The sequence below is a fragment of the Alysiella sp. genome (assembly GCF_030525755.1).
Taxonomy (GTDB): domain Bacteria; phylum Pseudomonadota; class Gammaproteobacteria; order Burkholderiales; family Neisseriaceae; genus Simonsiella.
Genome location: NZ_JAUNEC010000013.1, coordinates 18,099 through 36,778, shown reverse-complemented (window position 1 = coordinate 36,778; position 18,680 = coordinate 18,099). Strand labels below are relative to the sequence as shown.

At 44.6% G+C, this 18,680-nt stretch carries 16 protein-coding genes; 11 read left to right on the top strand and 5 right to left on the bottom strand.

The window, feature by feature from the left end:
* From Q4B82_RS04135 to Q4B82_RS04100, 8 genes are all read left to right on the top strand, one after another.
* Positions 1–134 (top strand): methylated-DNA--[protein]-cysteine S-methyltransferase (locus Q4B82_RS04135; protein WP_303065161.1); only part of this gene is annotated, 134 nt, incomplete at its 5' end.
* Positions 135–189: 55 nt separating this feature from the next.
* The gene (gene lspA / locus Q4B82_RS04130) at positions 190–675 is read left to right on the top strand and encodes a signal peptidase II (RefSeq protein ID WP_097114658.1); all 486 of its coding nucleotides are present in this window, start codon (positions 190–192) and stop codon (positions 673–675) included.
* Positions 676–699: 24 nt separating this feature from the next.
* Positions 700–1,641 carry an Abi family protein gene (locus Q4B82_RS04125; RefSeq protein WP_303065159.1) on the top strand — a complete coding sequence of 314 codons (942 nt, stop codon included), beginning with the start codon at positions 700–702 and terminating at the stop codon, positions 1,639–1,641.
* Positions 1,642–1,786: 145 nt separating this feature from the next.
* Entirely contained in the window at positions 1,787–2,137 is a 351-nt protein-coding gene (locus Q4B82_RS04120; protein ID WP_303065158.1) for a hypothetical protein, read from the top strand.
* A gap of 41 nt (positions 2,138–2,178) precedes the next feature.
* Positions 2,179–3,114 carry a 4-hydroxy-3-methylbut-2-enyl diphosphate reductase gene (gene ispH / locus Q4B82_RS04115; RefSeq protein WP_303065157.1) on the top strand — a complete coding sequence of 312 codons (936 nt, stop codon included), beginning with the start codon at positions 2,179–2,181 and terminating at the stop codon, positions 3,112–3,114.
* Positions 3,115–3,290: 176 nt separating this feature from the next.
* A complete protein-coding gene (locus Q4B82_RS04110; protein ID WP_303065156.1) occupies positions 3,291–3,827 on the top strand; it encodes a hypothetical protein in 537 nt (178 codons plus the stop codon).
* Between the two features lie 153 nt (positions 3,828–3,980).
* Positions 3,981–4,766 carry a glycosyltransferase family 2 protein gene (locus tag Q4B82_RS04105; RefSeq protein WP_303065155.1) on the top strand — a complete coding sequence of 262 codons (786 nt, stop codon included), beginning with the start codon at positions 3,981–3,983 and terminating at the stop codon, positions 4,764–4,766.
* Positions 4,763–5,809, top strand: coding sequence for a glycosyltransferase family 4 protein (locus Q4B82_RS04100; RefSeq protein ID WP_303065154.1), 1,047 nt, complete (start codon positions 4,763–4,765; stop codon positions 5,807–5,809). The genes Q4B82_RS04105 and Q4B82_RS04100 overlap by 4 nt, the downstream gene beginning before the upstream one ends.
* 89 nt (positions 5,810–5,898) lie before the next feature.
* On the opposite strand, the gene Q4B82_RS04095 is transcribed toward Q4B82_RS04100, so the two are convergent.
* On the bottom strand, positions 5,899–6,696 hold the full coding sequence (locus Q4B82_RS04095; RefSeq protein WP_303065153.1) for an inositol monophosphatase family protein: 798 nt from the start codon (positions 6,694–6,696) through the stop codon (positions 5,899–5,901).
* Positions 6,697–6,912: 216 nt separating this feature from the next.
* On the opposite strand from Q4B82_RS04095, the gene rarD reads away from it, so the two are divergent.
* Positions 6,913–7,806, top strand: a complete 894-nt coding sequence (gene rarD, locus Q4B82_RS04090; RefSeq protein WP_303065152.1) for an EamA family transporter RarD — start codon at positions 6,913–6,915, stop codon at positions 7,804–7,806.
* Between the two features lie 177 nt (positions 7,807–7,983).
* The gene (locus Q4B82_RS04085) at positions 7,984–9,993 is read left to right on the top strand and encodes a BCCT family transporter (RefSeq protein ID WP_303065151.1); all 2,010 of its coding nucleotides are present in this window, start codon (positions 7,984–7,986) and stop codon (positions 9,991–9,993) included.
* Between the two features lie 180 nt (positions 9,994–10,173).
* Here the strand turns inward: Q4B82_RS04085 and Q4B82_RS04080 are convergent, their stop codons facing one another.
* Positions 10,174–11,559, bottom strand: a complete 1,386-nt coding sequence (locus tag Q4B82_RS04080; protein ID WP_303065150.1) for a nucleobase:cation symporter-2 family protein — start codon at positions 11,557–11,559, stop codon at positions 10,174–10,176.
* Between the two features lie 270 nt (positions 11,560–11,829).
* On the opposite strand from Q4B82_RS04080, the gene gltS reads away from it, so the two are divergent.
* Positions 11,830–13,053, top strand: a complete 1,224-nt coding sequence (gene gltS / locus Q4B82_RS04075; protein WP_303065149.1) for a sodium/glutamate symporter — start codon at positions 11,830–11,832, stop codon at positions 13,051–13,053.
* A 308-nt stretch (positions 13,054–13,361) separates the two neighbouring features.
* On the opposite strand, the gene Q4B82_RS04070 is transcribed toward gltS, so the two are convergent.
* The 3 genes from Q4B82_RS04070 to Q4B82_RS04060 form a co-directional block, all read right to left on the bottom strand.
* The gene (locus Q4B82_RS04070; protein WP_303065148.1) at positions 13,362–14,759 is read right to left on the bottom strand and encodes an OmpP1/FadL family transporter; all 1,398 of its coding nucleotides are present in this window, start codon (positions 14,757–14,759) and stop codon (positions 13,362–13,364) included.
* Positions 14,760–15,313: 554 nt separating this feature from the next.
* Positions 15,314–17,095, bottom strand: a complete 1,782-nt coding sequence (locus tag Q4B82_RS04065) for a 2-isopropylmalate synthase (RefSeq protein WP_303065147.1) — start codon at positions 17,093–17,095, stop codon at positions 15,314–15,316.
* Between the two features lie 151 nt (positions 17,096–17,246).
* A complete protein-coding gene (locus Q4B82_RS04060; protein WP_303065146.1) occupies positions 17,247–18,599 on the bottom strand; it encodes a GTPase/DUF3482 domain-containing protein in 1,353 nt (450 codons plus the stop codon).
* Between the last annotated feature and the right edge of the window lie 81 nt (positions 18,600–18,680).

The following is an 18,680-nucleotide window of genomic DNA, read 5'->3' as shown; positions in this document are numbered from 1 at the left end:
ACAAAATTTCCATTATCGTGCCATGCCACCGCGTGATTGGCAGCAACGGCACGCTCACAGGCTATGCTGGCGGTTTGTCGCGCAAACAATTTTTGCTGGATTGGGAACGCGACCACGCTTTTCAGGCAGCCTGAAACGCTTTTTGTAGTACAATCGTGCGATGTTTGTTTGTGAAAATCCCGATTGATTATGAAACGCCATTTCCCCTATTTTTTGACCGCTTTGGCGGCAATTGTTTTAGACCAAATCTCAAAATGGGCGATTTTAGCCCGCTTTCACGATTTTGAACGGCTCAACATCATTCCCCAATTCTTTGATTTAACGCTGGTTTACAACTACGGTGCGGCATTCAGCTTTTTGGCGAACCACAATGGTTGGCAGAAATATTTTTTCATTGTGCTGGCGTTTGTGATTAGCGGCTGGCTGGTAAACGAAATCCGCAAAGGCAGCATGGGCAAGCTGGGCAATTTTGCGGCAGCGATGATTATTGGCGGCGCGTTTGGCAATGTGATAGACCGTTTTATTCACGGAAAAGTGGTTGATTTTATTTTGGTTTATTATCAAGATTGGTACTATCCTGCGTTTAATGTTGCCGACAGCTTTATTTGCGTGGGCGCGGCTTTGCTCATCATTGACGGCATCAAGCAAGCAAAAAAAGCGAAACAGGCAGCCTGAAAATTCAAATTAGCGACCCAAATCATGGCACAACAACCCTTTAAAGATTGGAAAACTTTTGCCGAACAAATTGATTTATTAGAACAACGCGGCATGGTTTTCCACGATAAAGCGCAAGCCGAAAAAGAATTGGCGCGGATTGGCTATTATCGTTTGAGTGCGTATTGGTATCCGTTCAGGCAGCATTTGGCGACAGGTGGACGCGATGATGTGTTTGTTGCCAATACGCAATTTGATGATGTGATTGCGCTGTATGATTTTGATAATGCGATTAAAATTCTGGCATTGGAAGCCATACAGCATATTGAAATTGCCATGCGTACCCAAATTGCCTACACATTGGGCAAACACAATCCCATTGCCCACACCCAAGCGCATTATTTCAATCCCAAATTCAACCATGCCGAATGGTGGGCAAAATACGAAAATTTGCGCGACCACGCCAAAGACGATTTTGTGAGACACAATTTGGCAAAATATGGCGAATTACCCGTGTGGGTGGCGTGTGAAATTTGGGATTTTGGGGCGATGTCCAAATTGTACAAAATGATGACGGAGCGCGACCAAAGGCAAATTGAAAAGCACTTTCAATTATTTAACAGAGAATTGGGAACGCATTTACACGCGCTCAATATTCTGCGGAACACGGCAGCACATCACGGCAGATTGTGGAATAAACACAATATTGGTATTCCCAGCATTCGTTTTTTGTCGGACAAGCACAATCCGCAATGGCGTGTTTTGGCAAAATATGCCGACCATGTGTTCACGACATTTTGTTTAATGCAAAGAATGTTGAACGTGATTTGCCCACAGCATGATTGGGGACAGCGTTTTCAGGCAGCCTTAAAAGCATTCCCCATGAACAATGCTGCACCACATGAAATCAATTTAGACAAAATGGGTATGGGTGGATTGAGTTTAGCCGATTTAAGTGCTTGGCAATTATGGAAAAATCAAGCATAAAGAAAACCCCCAAGTCTGTATCTCTGAAATCAGAGACCTCGGAACATTGGGGGTGTTGTTGAAGTGAATTATAAAGTCGTGCGCGACCAAATTCAAGTTAAACTTGTAAAAATCAATTTTCAGGCTGCCTGAAAGGTAAAAACACATGAAACCATTGTTGCAGCCTTATGAAGATTTAAGGCAAACCAATCACACGGATTCTCAGCATTGGGAAAATTGCCAACAACATCGCGTGCCTTATGTTTCAATTCGCAGTTTCAATCATCAATATGATTGTATTTTTTATGATGTAACCGATTTATCTTATGATTTGACTGCGGTTTCGGCAAAAATAAAACAGATTTATTCGGCATATTTGGCATTTTTTCACATTCCTTTTGTTGAAATTGAGCATTTGCTGGAAGAAACTTATCTGTTTCAGATTTATGTCCGCCGAGAACACAGCGAATTTATCGCACAACATTTGTTTTTTTATCTCATATCGTTTGATGATTAGTTATTTCAGGCAGCCTGAAACCATATTTACAAGAGAAAAACATGACCCAAAAAACCATTACCCTAGCCAACCCACGCGGCTTTTGCGCGGGCGTGGACAGAGCCATCAGCATTGTAGAACGCGCCTTGGAAGAATACGGCGCACCGATTTACGTTCGCCACGAAGTCGTGCACAACAAATTTGTGGTGGACAATTTGCGCGACAAAGGCGCGATTTTCATTGAAAATTTGGCAGACGTGCCACAAGGCGCAACCCTGATTTACTCCGCACACGGCGTGAGCAAAGCCGTGCAAGCCGAAGCTGCCGAACGCGGTTTTCGCGTGTTTGACGCAACCTGCCCGCTCGTTACCAAAGTGCATAAAGAAGTGGCGCGTTTGGACGAACAAGGCTACGAAATCATCATGATTGGACACGCAGGACACGTTGAAGTGGAAGGCACCATGGGGCAACTGCCGTCTGGCAAAATGAAATTGGTGGAAGTGGTGGAAGATGTGGCGGATTTGGTGGTGCAAAATCCCGATAAATTGGCGTATGTCAGCCAAACCACGCTTTCGGTTGATGAAACCAAAGACATCATCGCCGCCCTGAATGCGCGTTTCCCCAACATCAAAAATCCACACAAAGAAGACATTTGCTACGCCACCACTAATCGCCAAAAAGCCGTGAAAGATTTGGCAAATGAATGCGATATTGTGATTGTGGTTGGCTCGCCAGCCTCGTCCAACAGCAACCGTTTGCGCGAAGTGGCAGCAGGCTTAGGTGTGGACGCTTATATGGTTGATAATGCTGGTGATTTAAAAAAAGAATGGTTTAATGATAAAAACAAAGTGGGCGTAACGGCTGGGGCTTCTGCGCCCGAAGTGCTGGTAGATGGCGTGATTGCCCAAATTCGTGAATGGGGCATTGATGACGTACAACAAGGAGAGGGAGAACCCGAAACCATTGTATTTGTGTTACCCAAAGAATTAAGAAAATAAACTTTCAGACCGTTTTCCGTACACAACAATTTTTAAAAAAACACATTTTGTAGCGTGTATCATAGACCAAAATCATGGAAACTTCTTGAAATTGGGTATGTGCTACACATTTAACGAAAAACATTCAAGCTGCCTGAAAGCGGTTATTATGGTCTTCAAAATTTTAAGGAAATTTCATGACTAAAAAACAATCCTTTTTGATGAAATTCAAAACATTGGCAATTTTGGCGGTACTTTTCATTACTCTGGGTAGTTGCTTATTGCCTGAATACCACACCGTGCATTATCGCTTGGGTGATGATATTTCTGATTTTCCTGTGCTGACTCATTCTCACGGTATGCCGTTTGTAGAAACGATTCAGAAATTGAGTGAAAGCAGTACATTACAAACAGAAGCCATTGATTTAGAAGAGAACATGGCGCAGCAGCGCATTTCTTTCACGCCTGTGGACAAAAATGGCAGTATGCATTATGAACTCAAAGCCGTATCGCCTTTGTACACGGTGGTTGCAAGCTATTACATTGTGGACAATAAGCCACAGCCCATTTCGCAGCGCACAACAGGCTTGTTGGTATGGACGCAAGCATTTTTTGTTACGTTGATTTTGGCAGTGTTGATTTTGGTGGTGCAAGTGGTGTTGGGTCTAGTGAAGTCTGCCAGTTTGTCGCCGCAACAGAAAAAACGCTTGCGTTCACAACAGAAAAAGCGGTAACACATGATTTTTATAGTCGTAGAAGTGAAAAAGCAATACAAGGCAACAAAGAGAAGCCGTACATAAGGGTGTTAGCAACGCCGTAGTGCTTTTCAATTCTGCGACTGTATTTGAAAAACTTGTTTTCAGGCAGCCTGAAAGTACATTGACATCATGAAACCTTTACAAGAATTATTGACTGTTGCTCTGATTGTCAAAAACGAAGCCACGCATTTGGCAGCGTGTTTGGACGGTGTGAAGCCGCTAAATTGTCCGATTCTCATCATTGATTCAGGTAGCGAAGATGAAACTCTGGCGATTGCCGAACAATATGGTGCAGCAATTCATCAGTTTACCGATTGGCAAGGCTTTGGTGTACAGCGTAATCGGGCGCATCCATTGATTCAAACGCCGTGGGTTTTGTGGCTAGACGCAGATGAAAGGCTGCCTGAAAAAGCCCAACAACACATTCAGATAGCCTTAAATCAAACCACAGCCGATGGTCAAACTGCGTTTGCTATCAACCGTTTGCCGATTGTTTATGGACGAGAAATCCGTCATTGTGGTTGGTATCCCGATAAAGTGGTGCGACTCTATCCTGTGGCGTTGATGCGATACAGCGATGACTTGGTGCATGAATCGGTGATTGTGCCAAAAAATGCCCAAATTATGGTTATTGAAGGCGATGTTTTACATGATACCTATGCCAATTTAAATCAGCATTTTGCCAAAATGCAGGCTTACACTTTAGCATGGGCGCAACAAAAGTTGCCTGAAAAACCACCACATTTGTTTTGGGCTTTACTGCGTTCTGTATGGGCGTTTTTGCGGATTTATTTGCTTAAACGCGGTTTTTTAGATGGTGGACACGGTTTCATCATTGCTGTAATGGGTGCAATTTATACATGGTGTAAATATGCACAATGGTGGCTGCTGTATCAAAAAAAGGATAAAGCATGAAAATCATTCATGTGAATTTGGCACGCGGTTTTCGTGGAGGCGAGCGACAAACGGTTACACTGATACAAGCATTGGCACAACAAAATGATTTGCAACAAGTTTTGGTTTGTCGTAACCATTCGCCAATGAGAGAAGCATTAAAAAATTTGCCTCATCTCTCTTTCGTTGATGCACGCGCCCAATGGCAAGGTCATTTTCAGGCAGGGCGAGCCGATGTGGTTCATGCCCATGAAGCCCGTGCGGCACATTGGGCATATTTGCATCATTTGATGTTGAAAACACCTTATCTCATCACGCGTCGTGTGGATTTTGCGTTGAAAAAAGCGTTTTTAACCCAGGAAACCTACTGTTCAGCGGCAGTTTTGGTGGCGATTTCCCATGCAGTTGCCGAAAAATTGCGGCATTTTGCTGTACCTGTTGAAGTGATTGCAGACTCATTTTCCAAGCTGCCTGAAAATCCAGCACGAACACAGGCCTTGCGCCAACAATTTGCTCATCAATTTGTGATTGGGCATATTGGTGCATTGGTGGATGCGCACAAAGGACAGGCGGACTTGATTGAAGTGGCGCGTCAATTTGCCACGCAATACCCTGATTGTGTGTTTCTTTTTTTGGGTTCGGGTGCAGATGAGGCACAATTTAAAGCCCAATCACAAGATTTGGACAATGTGTATTGGCTGGGTTTTCAAGAAGATGTGGGCAGTTATTTGGCGGCAATGGATGTGTTTGCTTTTCCGTCGCGTACCGAAGGTTTGGGCTCCACTTTATTGGACGCGATGGTTTATGGTGTGCCGATTGTTGCCAGCAATGTGGGTGGCATTCCTGACATTGTGCAAGATGGTAAAACGGGCTTGTTGTTTCAAGTCAATGATGCATCAGATTTGGCGGAGAAAATCAGCCAACTTTATAGGCAACCTGAATTAGGCAGTCATTTGGCACAACAAGCAAAAGAACAGTTAAAACATTTTTCGCCTGAAGCGATTGCGGCGCAGTATCGAGCCATTTATGCGCGAATATGTACTGTTGTTCAAAATAAAATTTAGAACCTGTATTCGTAAGATTGATAGATGGATTTTTATCGCAAAAGCATACGAATACAGGTTCTAACTCCCAAAAATGGCATATTGCGTTTTTAAGCCAAATACGAACCCATAATCCGCAACATTTGCGCCAAGACTTTGGGATTTGCTGCAACCACATTGCCGCTTTCCAGCCAATTTTGATTGCCCTGCATATCGGTAACAATGCCACCTGATTCTTGCACAATCAAAGCTCCTGCGGCAATATCCCATGGTTTCAAATTAAATTCAAAAAAGCCGTCAAAACGCCCAGTTGCCAGCGCACACAAATCTAATGATGCTGCACCTTCTCGGCGTGCGCCCGCGGTTTTACTTAAGAATTCTTTGAGGATTTTCAGATAAGTGTCTGTAATATCTTGATTGACTACAGGAAAGCCTGTGCCAATCAAACATTGGCTCAAATCGCTGCGACTGGAAACGCGAATGCGGCGGTCGTTCAATAAAGCCCCTTTACCGCGTGAAGCTGTGTACAAATCATTGCGTTCGGGTGCGTAAACAAGGGCTTCTTTTAACACGCCTTTTTCTAAAAGGGCGATGCTGATGGCGTATTGTGGATGCCCGTGTAGGTAGTTGGTTGTGCCGTCCAATGGGTCAATAATCCATTCAAATTCGGCACGCTGGCTGCCTGAAATACCTGATTCTTCGGATAAAATGCGATGATGTGGGTAGGCTTCTTTGAGTGCATCAATAATAATGGCTTCGGCTTGTCTGTCCACATCGGAGACAAAATCGTTAAACGCTTTGCTGTCCACTTTAACGGCAGAAAGGTTGTTGGCGGCACGCATCATCATGTCGCCTGCGCGGCGTGCAGCTTTGAAAGCAGTGTTTAAGGCGGGATTGAGTGTACTCATGGTGGTTGTCCGTATGTGAAATAAAATAAACAGGCTGCCTGAAACATGGGGCAGCACAGCGTTTAAGGATTTGTTAAGGAACGTGATTTCAGGCAGCTTCATGATAAACAGATGTTTTCAGGCAGCCTACATAATGGCGTGCATTATACGGCTTTTTGTGCTTTACCGCTATGCCACACAGGTTTAACATAAGGCGTTTTACCAAGAAAGAACATCATGAACAATAACTCTTCCACCGAAGCACGCAAAGGATTGGGGTATGCTTTGGTTTGCTATGCGTTTTGGGGTCTTTTCCCCATTTACTGGTATCCCATCAATCAGTCGCCTATTTCTGCCGAACAAGTGATGGCACATCGTGTATTGTGGTCGGCGGTGTTTTGTTTGAGTTTGTTGTTGTGGTTCAAGCAAGGAGGTGTGGTTTGGCAATCTTTCAGGCAGCCTAAATTATTGGCAACATTCATGTTGTCCTCCATTTTGATAGGAATAAATTGGTTGGTGTATTTGTGGGCAATCAACAATCATCATGTATTGGACGCCAGTTTGGGTTATTTCATCAATCCTTTGTTCAATATTTTATTGGGTTTTGTGTTTTTTCGTGAAAAACTCAATATTTGGCAAATTTGGGCGGTGGTTTTGGCACTCATTGGCATTGTGTGGTTGGCTTTCCCTGCGGGACAAATCCCTTGGGTGTCGCTGTTGTTGGCATTCAGTTTTGGCACTTACGCGTTGGTTCGCAAAACTGCGCCTGTGGACGCACTACCTGGTTTGGCTTTAGAAACACTTTTGTTACTACCCTTGGCATTGGTTTATTTAATTTGGTGTGGCATACAAAATAATTTGGTTTGGACGGAATTGAACGCTTTGCAAATGGCAGTAATGTTGGGGTCTGGTGCTGCAACCACCATACCACTTGTGTTGTTTGCCGCTAGCGCACGGCGTATCAGTTTATCGTTACTGGGTGTGTTGCAATATTTGTCGCCTACTTTGCAAATGTTGTGTGGTGTATGGTTGTTTAATGAAGCCTTAAATGGCAGTCGTTTAACGGGTTTTATGTGGGTATGGGCAGGTGTGGTTGTTTTCTTGTTTGGTGCATGGCGCAATACACGCTAAAAGGCTGCCTGAAAACCCATTTGGGTTTTCAGGCAGCCTTTTGGCAGGAAAATGATTGCGATTGAACAAAATAAAGTACATTTTTCCTTTTCATCATGTTTTTGATGTGTTATTTTAAAAAACAGAAATATAAAAATCATTGATTTTATTGTATAAATAAAAATAAGGAGCAAGAGTATGAATCATTTACCCAATCAATCAAACACTTGGCGTGATAAATTGATGCGGCGCAATTTGAATTTGAATGTATTTTTGGGTGCAAGTGGCATTATTTTGGCGATTTTGCTGTTTGCTGTGATTGCACCCAAATTGGCGGATAGCACTTTCAAAAGTTTACAAGCTTTGATTGTGGACAATGCAAGTTGGTATTACATACTCACGGTGGCAATCATTTTAATTACAACGGTTTATTTGAGCATTTCACGCTATGGCAACATCAAATTGGGTCCTGACCACAGCAAACCCGATTACAGTAACACATCTTGGTTTGCCATGCTGTTTTCGGCAGGCATGGGCATTGGCTTGATGTTTTTTGGTGTGGCTGAACCTGTGATGCACTTTCTCTCACCGCCATTGGGCGAAGGTGGCAATGTTCAGGCTGCCCGTGAAGCCATGCGTTTGACCTTTTTCCATTGGGGTTTGCACGCGTGGGCGATTTACGCGATTGTGGCGTTGATTTTGGCGTTTTTTGCTTATCGTCATCGTTTGCCACTTACTTTGCGTTCTGCACTTTACCCTTTGATTGGCGAGAAAATTTACGGTAAATGGGGTGATGCGGTGGACATTTTCGCGGTGGTGGGAACTTTGTTTGGCGTGGCGACTTCACTGGGTTATGGTGTGTTGCAAGTGAATACTGGCTTGAATTATTTGCTGCCGAATTTGATTGCCGTGAATGTGCCAACACAAATTGTCCTGATTATTGTGGTAACACTTTTGGCAACCTTGTCTGTGGCAAGTGGTTTGGATAAGGGCGTAAAATTTCTGTCTGAATTGAATTTGGGTTTGGCGGCAATTTTGCTTTTGTTTGTGTTGCTCACAGGCTCTACCGTGTTTTTGTTACAGGCTTTTGTGCAAAATGTGGGTTATTACGCATCTAATATTGTGGGCATGACTTTTAATATGTATGCCTATCAAAAAACCGACTGGTTTGGTGGTTGGACGATTTTGTACTGGGGTTGGTGGGTAAGTTGGGCACCATTTGTGGGCTTGTTTATTGCGCGTGTGTCGCGTGGTCGCACGATCCGTCAATTTGTAACAGGTGTGTTGTTCATTCCGACTGGTTTCACATTTTTGTGGATGACGGTGTTTGGCAATTCTGCCATTGACTTGATTTTGAACAAAGGTCATGCCAATTTGGGCGAAGTGGTTAATAAAGATGTATCGCTGTCGCTGTTTGCGCTGTTTGAACATTTGCCTTTAACTGGGATTTTAACGGCGGTGGGTTTGATGATGGTGGTGGTGTTTTTCATCACATCGGCAGATTCGGGTGCGCTAGTAATGGATATGTTGAGCGCGCACGGTAAAGGCAGCAAAGGCTTGGCGTACCGCATTTATTGGTCGGCAGGTGCTGGCGTGGTGGCGATGATTTTGCTACTGGTTGGCGGTTTGGGTGCATTGCAAACGATGACGATTGCCAGTGCATTGCCTTTTGTAACCGTGTTGATGATTGCCATCTATGGCTTGATGAAAGCCCTGCGAGTGGACGTGCAAAAACAAGAAATCCAGCAATTGAGTTTAACCACGCCCCTGCCTGCAATGGGAAGTGGTGCATGGCGCGAACGCTTGCAAGTGATTATGGATTTTCCCAAACGTGAAGTGGTGGAAAATTTCATTGATACAACGGTTCAGGCTGCCTGCAACGATGTGGCACAAGAGTTGGCACAACATGGCGTATCCGCACAAGTATCGCAAGAACGTTCGGGATATGTGATTTTAACGGTACAACATGGCGCAGAATTGGATTTTACTTATAAAGTCAAAGCAGTAGCCTATATCTTGCCACGCTTTGCCCAGCAATTCAACAGCGCAGAAGAGGCAGCCGAAGAACAAAAATATTATCGTGCCGAAGTGCATTTAAGTCAGGGGGGGCAGGATTATGACATCATGGCTTGGAGTAAAGAAGGTGTAATTAACGACATCATTCAACAATATCATACGCATATGCATTTCTTGCACAGTTTGCGTTAATCAAAAAACGTTTCAGGCAGCCTGAAAAGAAAATATGGTCGTAGAAATGAAAAAGCAGTACAAGGCGACAATGCCCACCGTGTACACCGAGTACATAAGGGTGTTGGCAACGCTGTACTGCTTTTTCAGTTCTGCAACTATACCGTTTGAATTGGCTTTCAAACGGTATTTCTCTACCCACTATTCGGGTTTCTTATCCGACAAATAAATCTTATCGCTCGCATCAAGCGGCAAAATCACATTCAGCACCACAGCCGTAATGCCACCAGCCGCAATCGCATTGCGGAACACTTCGGGCAACAATTTGAACACTTCGGGTTCAAACGCCACGCCCAAACCCACGCCCACAGCAGTCGCGGCAATCACGGCTTCGCGGCGATTGATGCCATTGGTCATGATAATGCGCACGCCCGCCATCGCAATCAAACCAAACATCAACACCATTGCGCCACCCAACACAGGACTGGGAATGGTCGTGAACGCCCGACCTATCACTGGAAACAAACCTGCCACCACCAAAATCACCGCAATAAACTTACCCACATGACGCGATGCCACGCCTGTCATTTGAATCACGCCATTGTTTTGTGCAAAAGTCGTTAAAGGCAGCGAACCGAGTGCGGTCGCAATCACGGAAACCAAACCATCGGCAAACACGCCACCACGCAAACGCGATTGAAATTCTTCGCCTTCGTATTTTTGCCCCGACACCATCGCAGTCGCGGTCAAATCGCCCACTGCTTCAAATACACTCAACAGGTAAATTGTACCAGCCACCAAAAATGCCGCAAAATCAAATTGAAAGCCATATTTAAATGGCGTGGGAATGGTAACAATCGGCGCGTTTTTGATTGCCGAAAAATCCACCATGCCCATAAACAAAGCGACAATGTAGCCCACAATCAAGCCCACCGCCACGCCACTCATGCGCAAAAGTGGGTGTTTCATGCAGTTGAATAATAAGACGATTGCCAATACCAAACTCGCCAAACCGACATATTTCAGGCTGCCAAATTCGTCCGTGCCTTTCAGATGAAAGCCGCCGCCGAAATCGGTAATCCCCACATCAATCAAACTCAAACCAATCAGCAACACCACCACACCGCTCACGGTGGGCGTAATCACACGTTTCAAATATGGCAACGCCCACGCCGCACCACACACCAAAAACGCACCCACAAACGACACACCCAAAAGCGTAGAAATCATGGTATTTTCGTCCAAACCCTTCTCTTTCATGGAAAAACCGAGCGAAATCATCACGCCCACAAAGGAAAAATTCACCGATTGAATCGACAACATACCCGAACCCACCACGCCAAAACGGTTTACTTGCAAATAAGTGCCAATGCCAGACGCGACCATTGCCATAGACACCAAATAGGCGGTCATTTCCACAGGCAATTTCAGCACATTGCCTACAATCAGCGCAGGTGTAATCATGGGAACAAAAATCGCCAGTAAGTGCGTCATCGCGCTTACCAGCGAATTAAAAAATGGGGGCTTGTCTTCCAGTTTGTAAACCAAATCTGCTTCGGAAGTTGCTTGGGTGTGAAGTTCAGCCATTTTTGGGTATCCTTAAAAAATGTGTAAAAAAGTCGGCAAACTATCCAAAAAAATTTGCCATTTTGTTGATAAAGGGGCGCGATTGTAACGCAAATTTATGTAAAGAAACAGCCACGTGACAAAATATTTTTCAGGCTGCCTGAAACATTTTTTTGGCATAAAAATAGAGAATTTAAGGTATTTTGACAAATTTTAACATTTAACCTATTATGCTTGCCTTTTTCAGGCAGCCTGAAAAACATTGTTTAACCTCTTTTCAAGGATACATTTATGCAAGCAGCAGAGCCTATTGTTTTAAATGGTTATTACACCTTAATTTGGGCAACCATTGTGTTGTTGGTAGGTCGTGTACTCGTTGCCAAAATCAAATTTTTACGCGATTTCAACATTCCCGAGCCTGTGGCAGGCGGTTTGATTGCCGCCATTGTCATGTCCATTTTGTACACACAAGGCATCAGCTTTACTTTTGAAGCGTCTTTGCAAAGTGCATTTATGATGATTTTCTTTGCGTCCATTGGTTTGTCTGCCGATTTTTCGCGCTTGAAACAAGGTGGCATACCTTTGGTGATTTTCTTAATCATCGTTAGCGTGTTCATCATCATTCAAAATGCGGTGGGCGTGGGTTTGGCAACCGCTTTGGGTCAGCACCCACTTATGGGCTTGATTACTGGTTCAATCACACTCACAGGCGGACACGGTACAGGCGCGGCTTATGGCAAAATTTTAACCGAAACCTACAAAGTGCCCAGCGCGGTGGAAATTGCAATGGTTTCCGCCACTTATGGTTTGGTGGCAGGCGGTTTGATTGGGGGTCCAGTGGCACGCCGTTTGGTCAATAAAATGGGGCGTAAGCCACTTGAAACCCCAGTAGACAACAGCGACAACGCTAAAAGTTATGATGACAAAACCTTTGAAAATGCAGGTCATCAACGCTTGATTACCGCTACTTCTGCCATTGAAACCATGGCATTGTTTGCGGCTTGCTTGGCTTTTTCATCGTTTATGGTTAAAGCCTTGCCCGATTTGAAATTGCCCCAATTTGTGTGGGCGATTGGTTGTGGCGTGGTGTTGCGCAATGTTTTAACCACCGTGTTCAAATTTGATATGTTTGACCGCGCGATTGACGTGTTTGGCAACGCATCATTGAGCCTGTTTTTGGCGATGGCGTTGATGAGCTTGAAATTGTGGCAACTGGCAGATTTGGCAGGTCCGATGATAATCATCTTGGGCGTGCAAACCGTGGTGATGATTTTGTATGCTTATTTCGTTACCGCCAAATTCATGGGTGGCGATTATGACGCGGCGGTGCTGGCGGCAGGTCATTGCGGTTTCGGTATGGGTGCAACCCCAACTGCGGTGGCAAACATGCAATCCATTACCAACACCTTCGGTTCATCGCACAAAGCATTTTTGATTGTGCCATTGGTGGGCGCGTTCTTCATTGATGTTGTGAACTTGGCTATTTTGGATGCGATGATGAAGATGTTGGGTTAAATTACTGATTTAATGTTAAAAGGGCGGATTTTGTTATCCGCCTTTTTATTTTTAAGTTCCTTGTAGTACACGAAAAAATGAAAATATGCTGTTATGGTCACAAAATTGAAAAAGTAGTACTGCGGTGTTGTCAATGCCCTCATGTACTGGTATGGCTGTGCACAGTAGGCGTTGTCGCCTTGTCCTATTTTAATTTGACACAACTTAAAAATGTTTTGTTTTGGGGCGACTGCAAAATGTTGTGTATAAAGGCTGCCTGAAAACACAGAATGGTTTTCAGGCAGCCTTCTTATGGTTTGATAGCTATTTTAGAATTTATAGGTGTACTGTAAACCCAAAATATTGGCATGGTTTTTGAATTTGGCAGAAGATGCCCCTTTGCTGTCCACATCGGTACCTGTTGCTGCTGCAGTTTGGGTGGTGGTATCTTGAATGTGAATGTGGGTGTATGCCAAATCAAAGACATGGTTTTTGTTTGGTGTGTATTTCACGCCAGCGGAGAACCAAACGCGATTACCATCGGGTAAACTAACCAAACGGTCTTTTGCGCTGCGAACGGGACTTTGGTCAAACGCCATGCCGCCACGCAGTTGCCATTTTTCATCAAGTTGGTAAGATGCACCCAATGACACTTTTACCGTATCGCGCCAATTTGGGGTAATGGTGGTGGTATTGGCTTTCTTGCCATTGCCTATGTTTTTCTCGTTTGCAAAATTCAAAATGGCTTTGTTGAAACGGCTATGACGTGTCCATGTTACATCGCCAAAAACATTGATTTTGTCGTTGGCGCGGAACATACCGTGTACCGATAAAGATTCAGGTGTAATGATTTTTACCGATGCATCTTCTTTGGGAATGTAACCATTGCCACCAGCTGCAACAGTTTTACCAATGGCTGCATTGTAAATTGCCATATTGGCTGCTGTTGGATTGGCAACTTTCCATTGTGCATCGCCTTTCAGATTGTGCTCCACTTTGGAGCGGTAGTTCACACCTACGCGGAAACGGTCGTTTTCACCTTTAAACAAATAAGACAAATGATAGCCAAAGCCCCAATCATCGCCTTTTACATCAGCATAACCGTCTAAACCACCAGGTTTAGGGCCACCCAAAACAGCAGGCAAGCCTAAACCCCAATCGGCAAATTTACGCAATTCAGCAGAAGTATGTTGCGCTACAATACCTGCACCAATGGCATGCTGCTCATTGATTTTGAATGCCACAGCAGGTTCAATGGCAATGGTTTTTATGCCTAATTGATTCATGTTGTAACGCAGTACAGAATCTTTTTTGTATTCGCTGGAAGAACCAAATGGCACATACATACCCAAGCCCAATGTGATTTGCTCATTGAGTTTGTAAGCACCATAAAGATGTGGGGCTAATACATTTTCGGTAATTTTACCGCTGGTGCTACCTTGAACGGCGGAGCCTATGCGTAAATGTTTGGCTTGGGCATCGCTGTATTTGATGGTGGGCATGACCAAATTCAGGTTACCTGAAATTTGGTGGCTGTCTAATTCTGCCAAGCCTGCTGCATTGTAAAACAGCACAGAAGCATCAGAAGCTTCGGCTGCGGCAGCATTAGCGGTGCTTTGTGAAGTAACCGCTTGTGTACCAAAACTGTAGCCCGAAGCCACAGCTTGTTGGGTAAATAATATGGACGCAGCCAATGCGGCGGTTTTTAAAGCAAATGTAGGACGCATGATTTCTCCAAGATTAAGGTTTTCTGTTGTTTGAAGTTGGTTTTAAACAATTTTAGTTGTAGGGGGAGTACAAAATACCTACCGTTGCTACGCCCATTTATTTATTTTCAGGTTGTCTGAAAATGGTGGTGCCTGCATTCACACTACACAAATTGTTTATTTTTATGGTATGTTCAAGATTGTTATCCCAATTTTGCTTATTTAAAGTGTTTTAACCATACCTGATGATTTGAAATAAATCAGCCGTTTCAGGCAGCCTGAAACGGCTTGATTTAGATTACAGTCTCTATTCTAATACTTATGGAGAGTAAATGCCAGTTTTTTGTATGCCGATAATCATGAATTGATGATAGGAGAGCTTAATAGCCCTTACGACCTTGTCCATGTCTTTATGTACTATTCTTTATACACAGCTCTTATGGTTGCCTTGTATTGTTTTTTCGCTTCTGCGATTATATCAAGACAAAAATCACATTTACCTTATTTTTATGCAAAAAGCTGCCTGAAAACATTTTCAGGCAGCCTGAACCACATTGCAGCAAAAATCAGATGAATTAAATGCCTTGAGCCTTAATTTTGTCCACACCGCTTGCCAGCTTGGACAATGCTGACAAATACGCCTTGCTGGTTGCCACCAACACATCGGTATCCGCGCCCTGACCGTTTACCACGCGACCGTCTTTTGCCAAACGCACGCTGGTTTCGCCTTGGCTTTCCGTGCCTTTGGTAACGGCGTTTACCGAATAAATTTCCAAAATCGCGCCCGATTGCGCCACGCTTTCAATCGCTTTAAAAATCGCGTCCACAGGGCCCGAACCCGTTGATTCGGCACGGTGTTCCACGCCATCTATGCTGAACACGATTTCCGCGCGTGGCGACTCGCCCGTTTCCGTAACAATGTGTTGCGACACAAATTTGTAGGTTTCCGACAAATTGGACATTTCGTCCGACACCAGCGCGTGCAAATCTTCATCAAAAATTTCGCGTTTTTTGTCTGCCAATTCTTTGAAACGCGCAAAGGCGGCATTTAAGGCTTCTTCGCTGTCCAATTCAATGCCCAGTTCAGCCAGCTTGGTTTTGAAGGCATTGCGACCCGATAATTTGCCCAAAGTCAAACGGTTTGCCGCCCAACCCACTGATTCGGCAGACATAATCTCATAAGTTTCACGGTGTTTCAACACGCCATCTTGATGAATGCCGCTTTCGTGTGAGAACGCGTTTGCGCCCACCACCGCTTTGTTGGGCTGAACAGGGTAGCCCGTTACGGTGGAAACCAGTTTGGACGCGGTAACGATTTGTGTGGCATCAATGCCTGTTTCATAGCCAAACACATCGTGGCGCACTTTCAAAGCCATCACGATTTCTTCAATCGCCGCATTGCCCGCGCGTTCGCCCAAGCCATTGACGGTACATTCAATTTGACGCGCACCGCCTTGCAATGCCGCCAAAGAATTGGCAACCGCCAAGCCCAAATCATTGTGGCAATGGGTGGACCAAATCACTTTGTCGCTGTTTGGCGTTTGTGCAATCACATCGCGGAAGAATTTTTCGGTTAAATGTGGCACCGAATAGCCCACTGTGTCGGGCAAATTGATGGTGGTTGCGCCAGCTTCAATGACCGCGCCACAAATTTGCGCCAAAAAGCCGACTTCTGAACGCAGCGCGTCTTCGCAAGAAAATTCCACATCATCGGTGTATTCTTTGGCGATTTTCACGGCTTTCACGGCTGCCTGAATCACTTGTTCAGGCTGCATTTTGAGTTTGTGTTCCATGTGAATGGGGCTGGTGGCGATGAAAGTGTGAATGCGGCGTTTTTCGGCAGGGGCAAGGGCTTCCCCAGCACGGCGAATGTCGCGTTCCACCGCGCGGCTCAAAGAGCAAATGGTTGAATTTTTAACGGTTTTGGCAATTTCGTTTACCGCAGCCCAATCGCCTTCGCTGGCGGCGGCAAAGCCTGCTTCAATCACGTCCACGCCCATTTTTTCCAGTTGGCGGGCAATGCGGACTTTTTCTTCTTTGCTCATGGCGGCACCAGGGGATTGCTCGCCATCGCGCAGGGTGGTGTCAAAAATGATGACGCGGTTGTTTGTGTTCATAATGGGGTGTTCCGATTCGTTTTGGGGTTGAATAAAATGGTTTAAATCCAATGTTTTGCCTTGACTTTGTGCCAGTTCGGTCAATTTGTTCAGTTGCGCCAAGGGCAAAGAGCCGCGCGTGCGCCATTTGTAAATGGCGGCGGTGCTGGGGGCGTTGTTGGGGTCGTGTTGTTTGAGGGCTTCGGCGAGTGCATTCACGCCACCAAAATGGTCAATCAGGCGGTCTATGTCCAATTGCATGATATTCCTGTCTAAATTTCGTTGTATTGGACGGGATTATACGGATTTTGGACAAAATGGCAAATTAATTTTTAAATATAAAGAAAAATAAGAGATGATTTTGATGTTTTTTTAGACTTTTTGTAGAAAATGGCTGCCTGAAAGCAGCCTTTTATTGAAATTGTGGTAGATGCAGGTGTTTGACCAATTCTTTGGCAGTTACATGACGTGCTTGTTCGGCAACAACTGGATTTTCGCCATTCAGTTGCGACCATTTGGCTTGATGACGTGCTTGATTGAGGCTTTCAGGCAGCCTGTTTGCCGACCAAGGCGTTTGATTGCTGTGTAATGTGATTTCATTTTGTGCTGCATGACCGCGTTTTTGTAAAGCAGCGAGTAAATCCAAGTTTCGTGCGGCGAGTAGGGTGAGCGTGGGTGCATCAATATGTAAAGTGGCGATGCCTTTGATTTTGTCGGATAAAGTTTGCCAGTTGGGTACGATGCCACCAATAAGCCCACCGATTGCACTTGCTGTACCCAATGATGTGCCTAATGTAAGTGCATCTAAACCCAAACCAATCAATGCGCCTGCTGCCGCGCCTTTGCCTGTGCGTATGCCGTATTGTTTGAGTAAATCGCTGTCAAATGGGCTTTGATAAAAGGCTTGTAATGCCCAATCGCTGGCATCAAGGGCGTTGTGATAAAAGCGATAAAGTGATAAAAGCTGTTGATGTAATTGGTGTTCCAGCTGGCGTACATCGTTTTGCATTTGATGTTGCAAAAGCATAATTTGTTCTTCCTTATCTGCATCACAGCTTTTGCGACAGGCTGCCACGTTTAATAAAAAATGGGCAATTGCCAAACGGGCTTGTTCGTCCAATTTTTGCCATTCACGGCGGCGAATCTGGGCTAATTTGTCCAATACATTTCTTTCAGGCAGCATGGTCGCCAAATTGTTCCATAAACGGATTTCGCTTTCAAAATCAAATGCTACCGTATCAAAACTGCACCAAACATGTAAACCACGTCGTGCCAACATGGTTTGCCAATCCCCTAAATCTTGTTCGGCAGTAAAATTGAATACAGGCACAATTGGCTTGGCACACCAAGATAAAACGGTTAATTCATCGCGGTATTTGGGCAACACAGGTTCGCGTGCATCGACAACATATAAAGCCATGTCGCTGTTAAGTACTTGGCGCAATACTTTGGCTTCTTGGGAGAAGCCGTTTTTGGCAGCATTGGAAACCAGAAATTGTTGCAAACGTTCAATGCCGTCTAATTGGGTAGAAGTTTCGTTTTCCAGCCAATCCAAAACGCCACCTGCGTCTTCTAAACCTGGTGTGTCATACAATAAAACCAAAGGTACATCGTCATCGCTGATTGCCGCTTCTTCTACATGGCGCGTGGTGGCTGCTGCATTTTTGACTTCGCCAAAATTGCTGTCGCGCAATAAGGTACGCATTAAAGACGTTTTGCCCGTGTTGGTGTGTCCTACTACGGATAAAGCAAGTGCTTGTTTCATTGGCATTGACAGATATGATGAAAAGTGGATTTTAGCATAAATTAAAATAAAAAATAAATAAAAATCAAATATATATTCAAT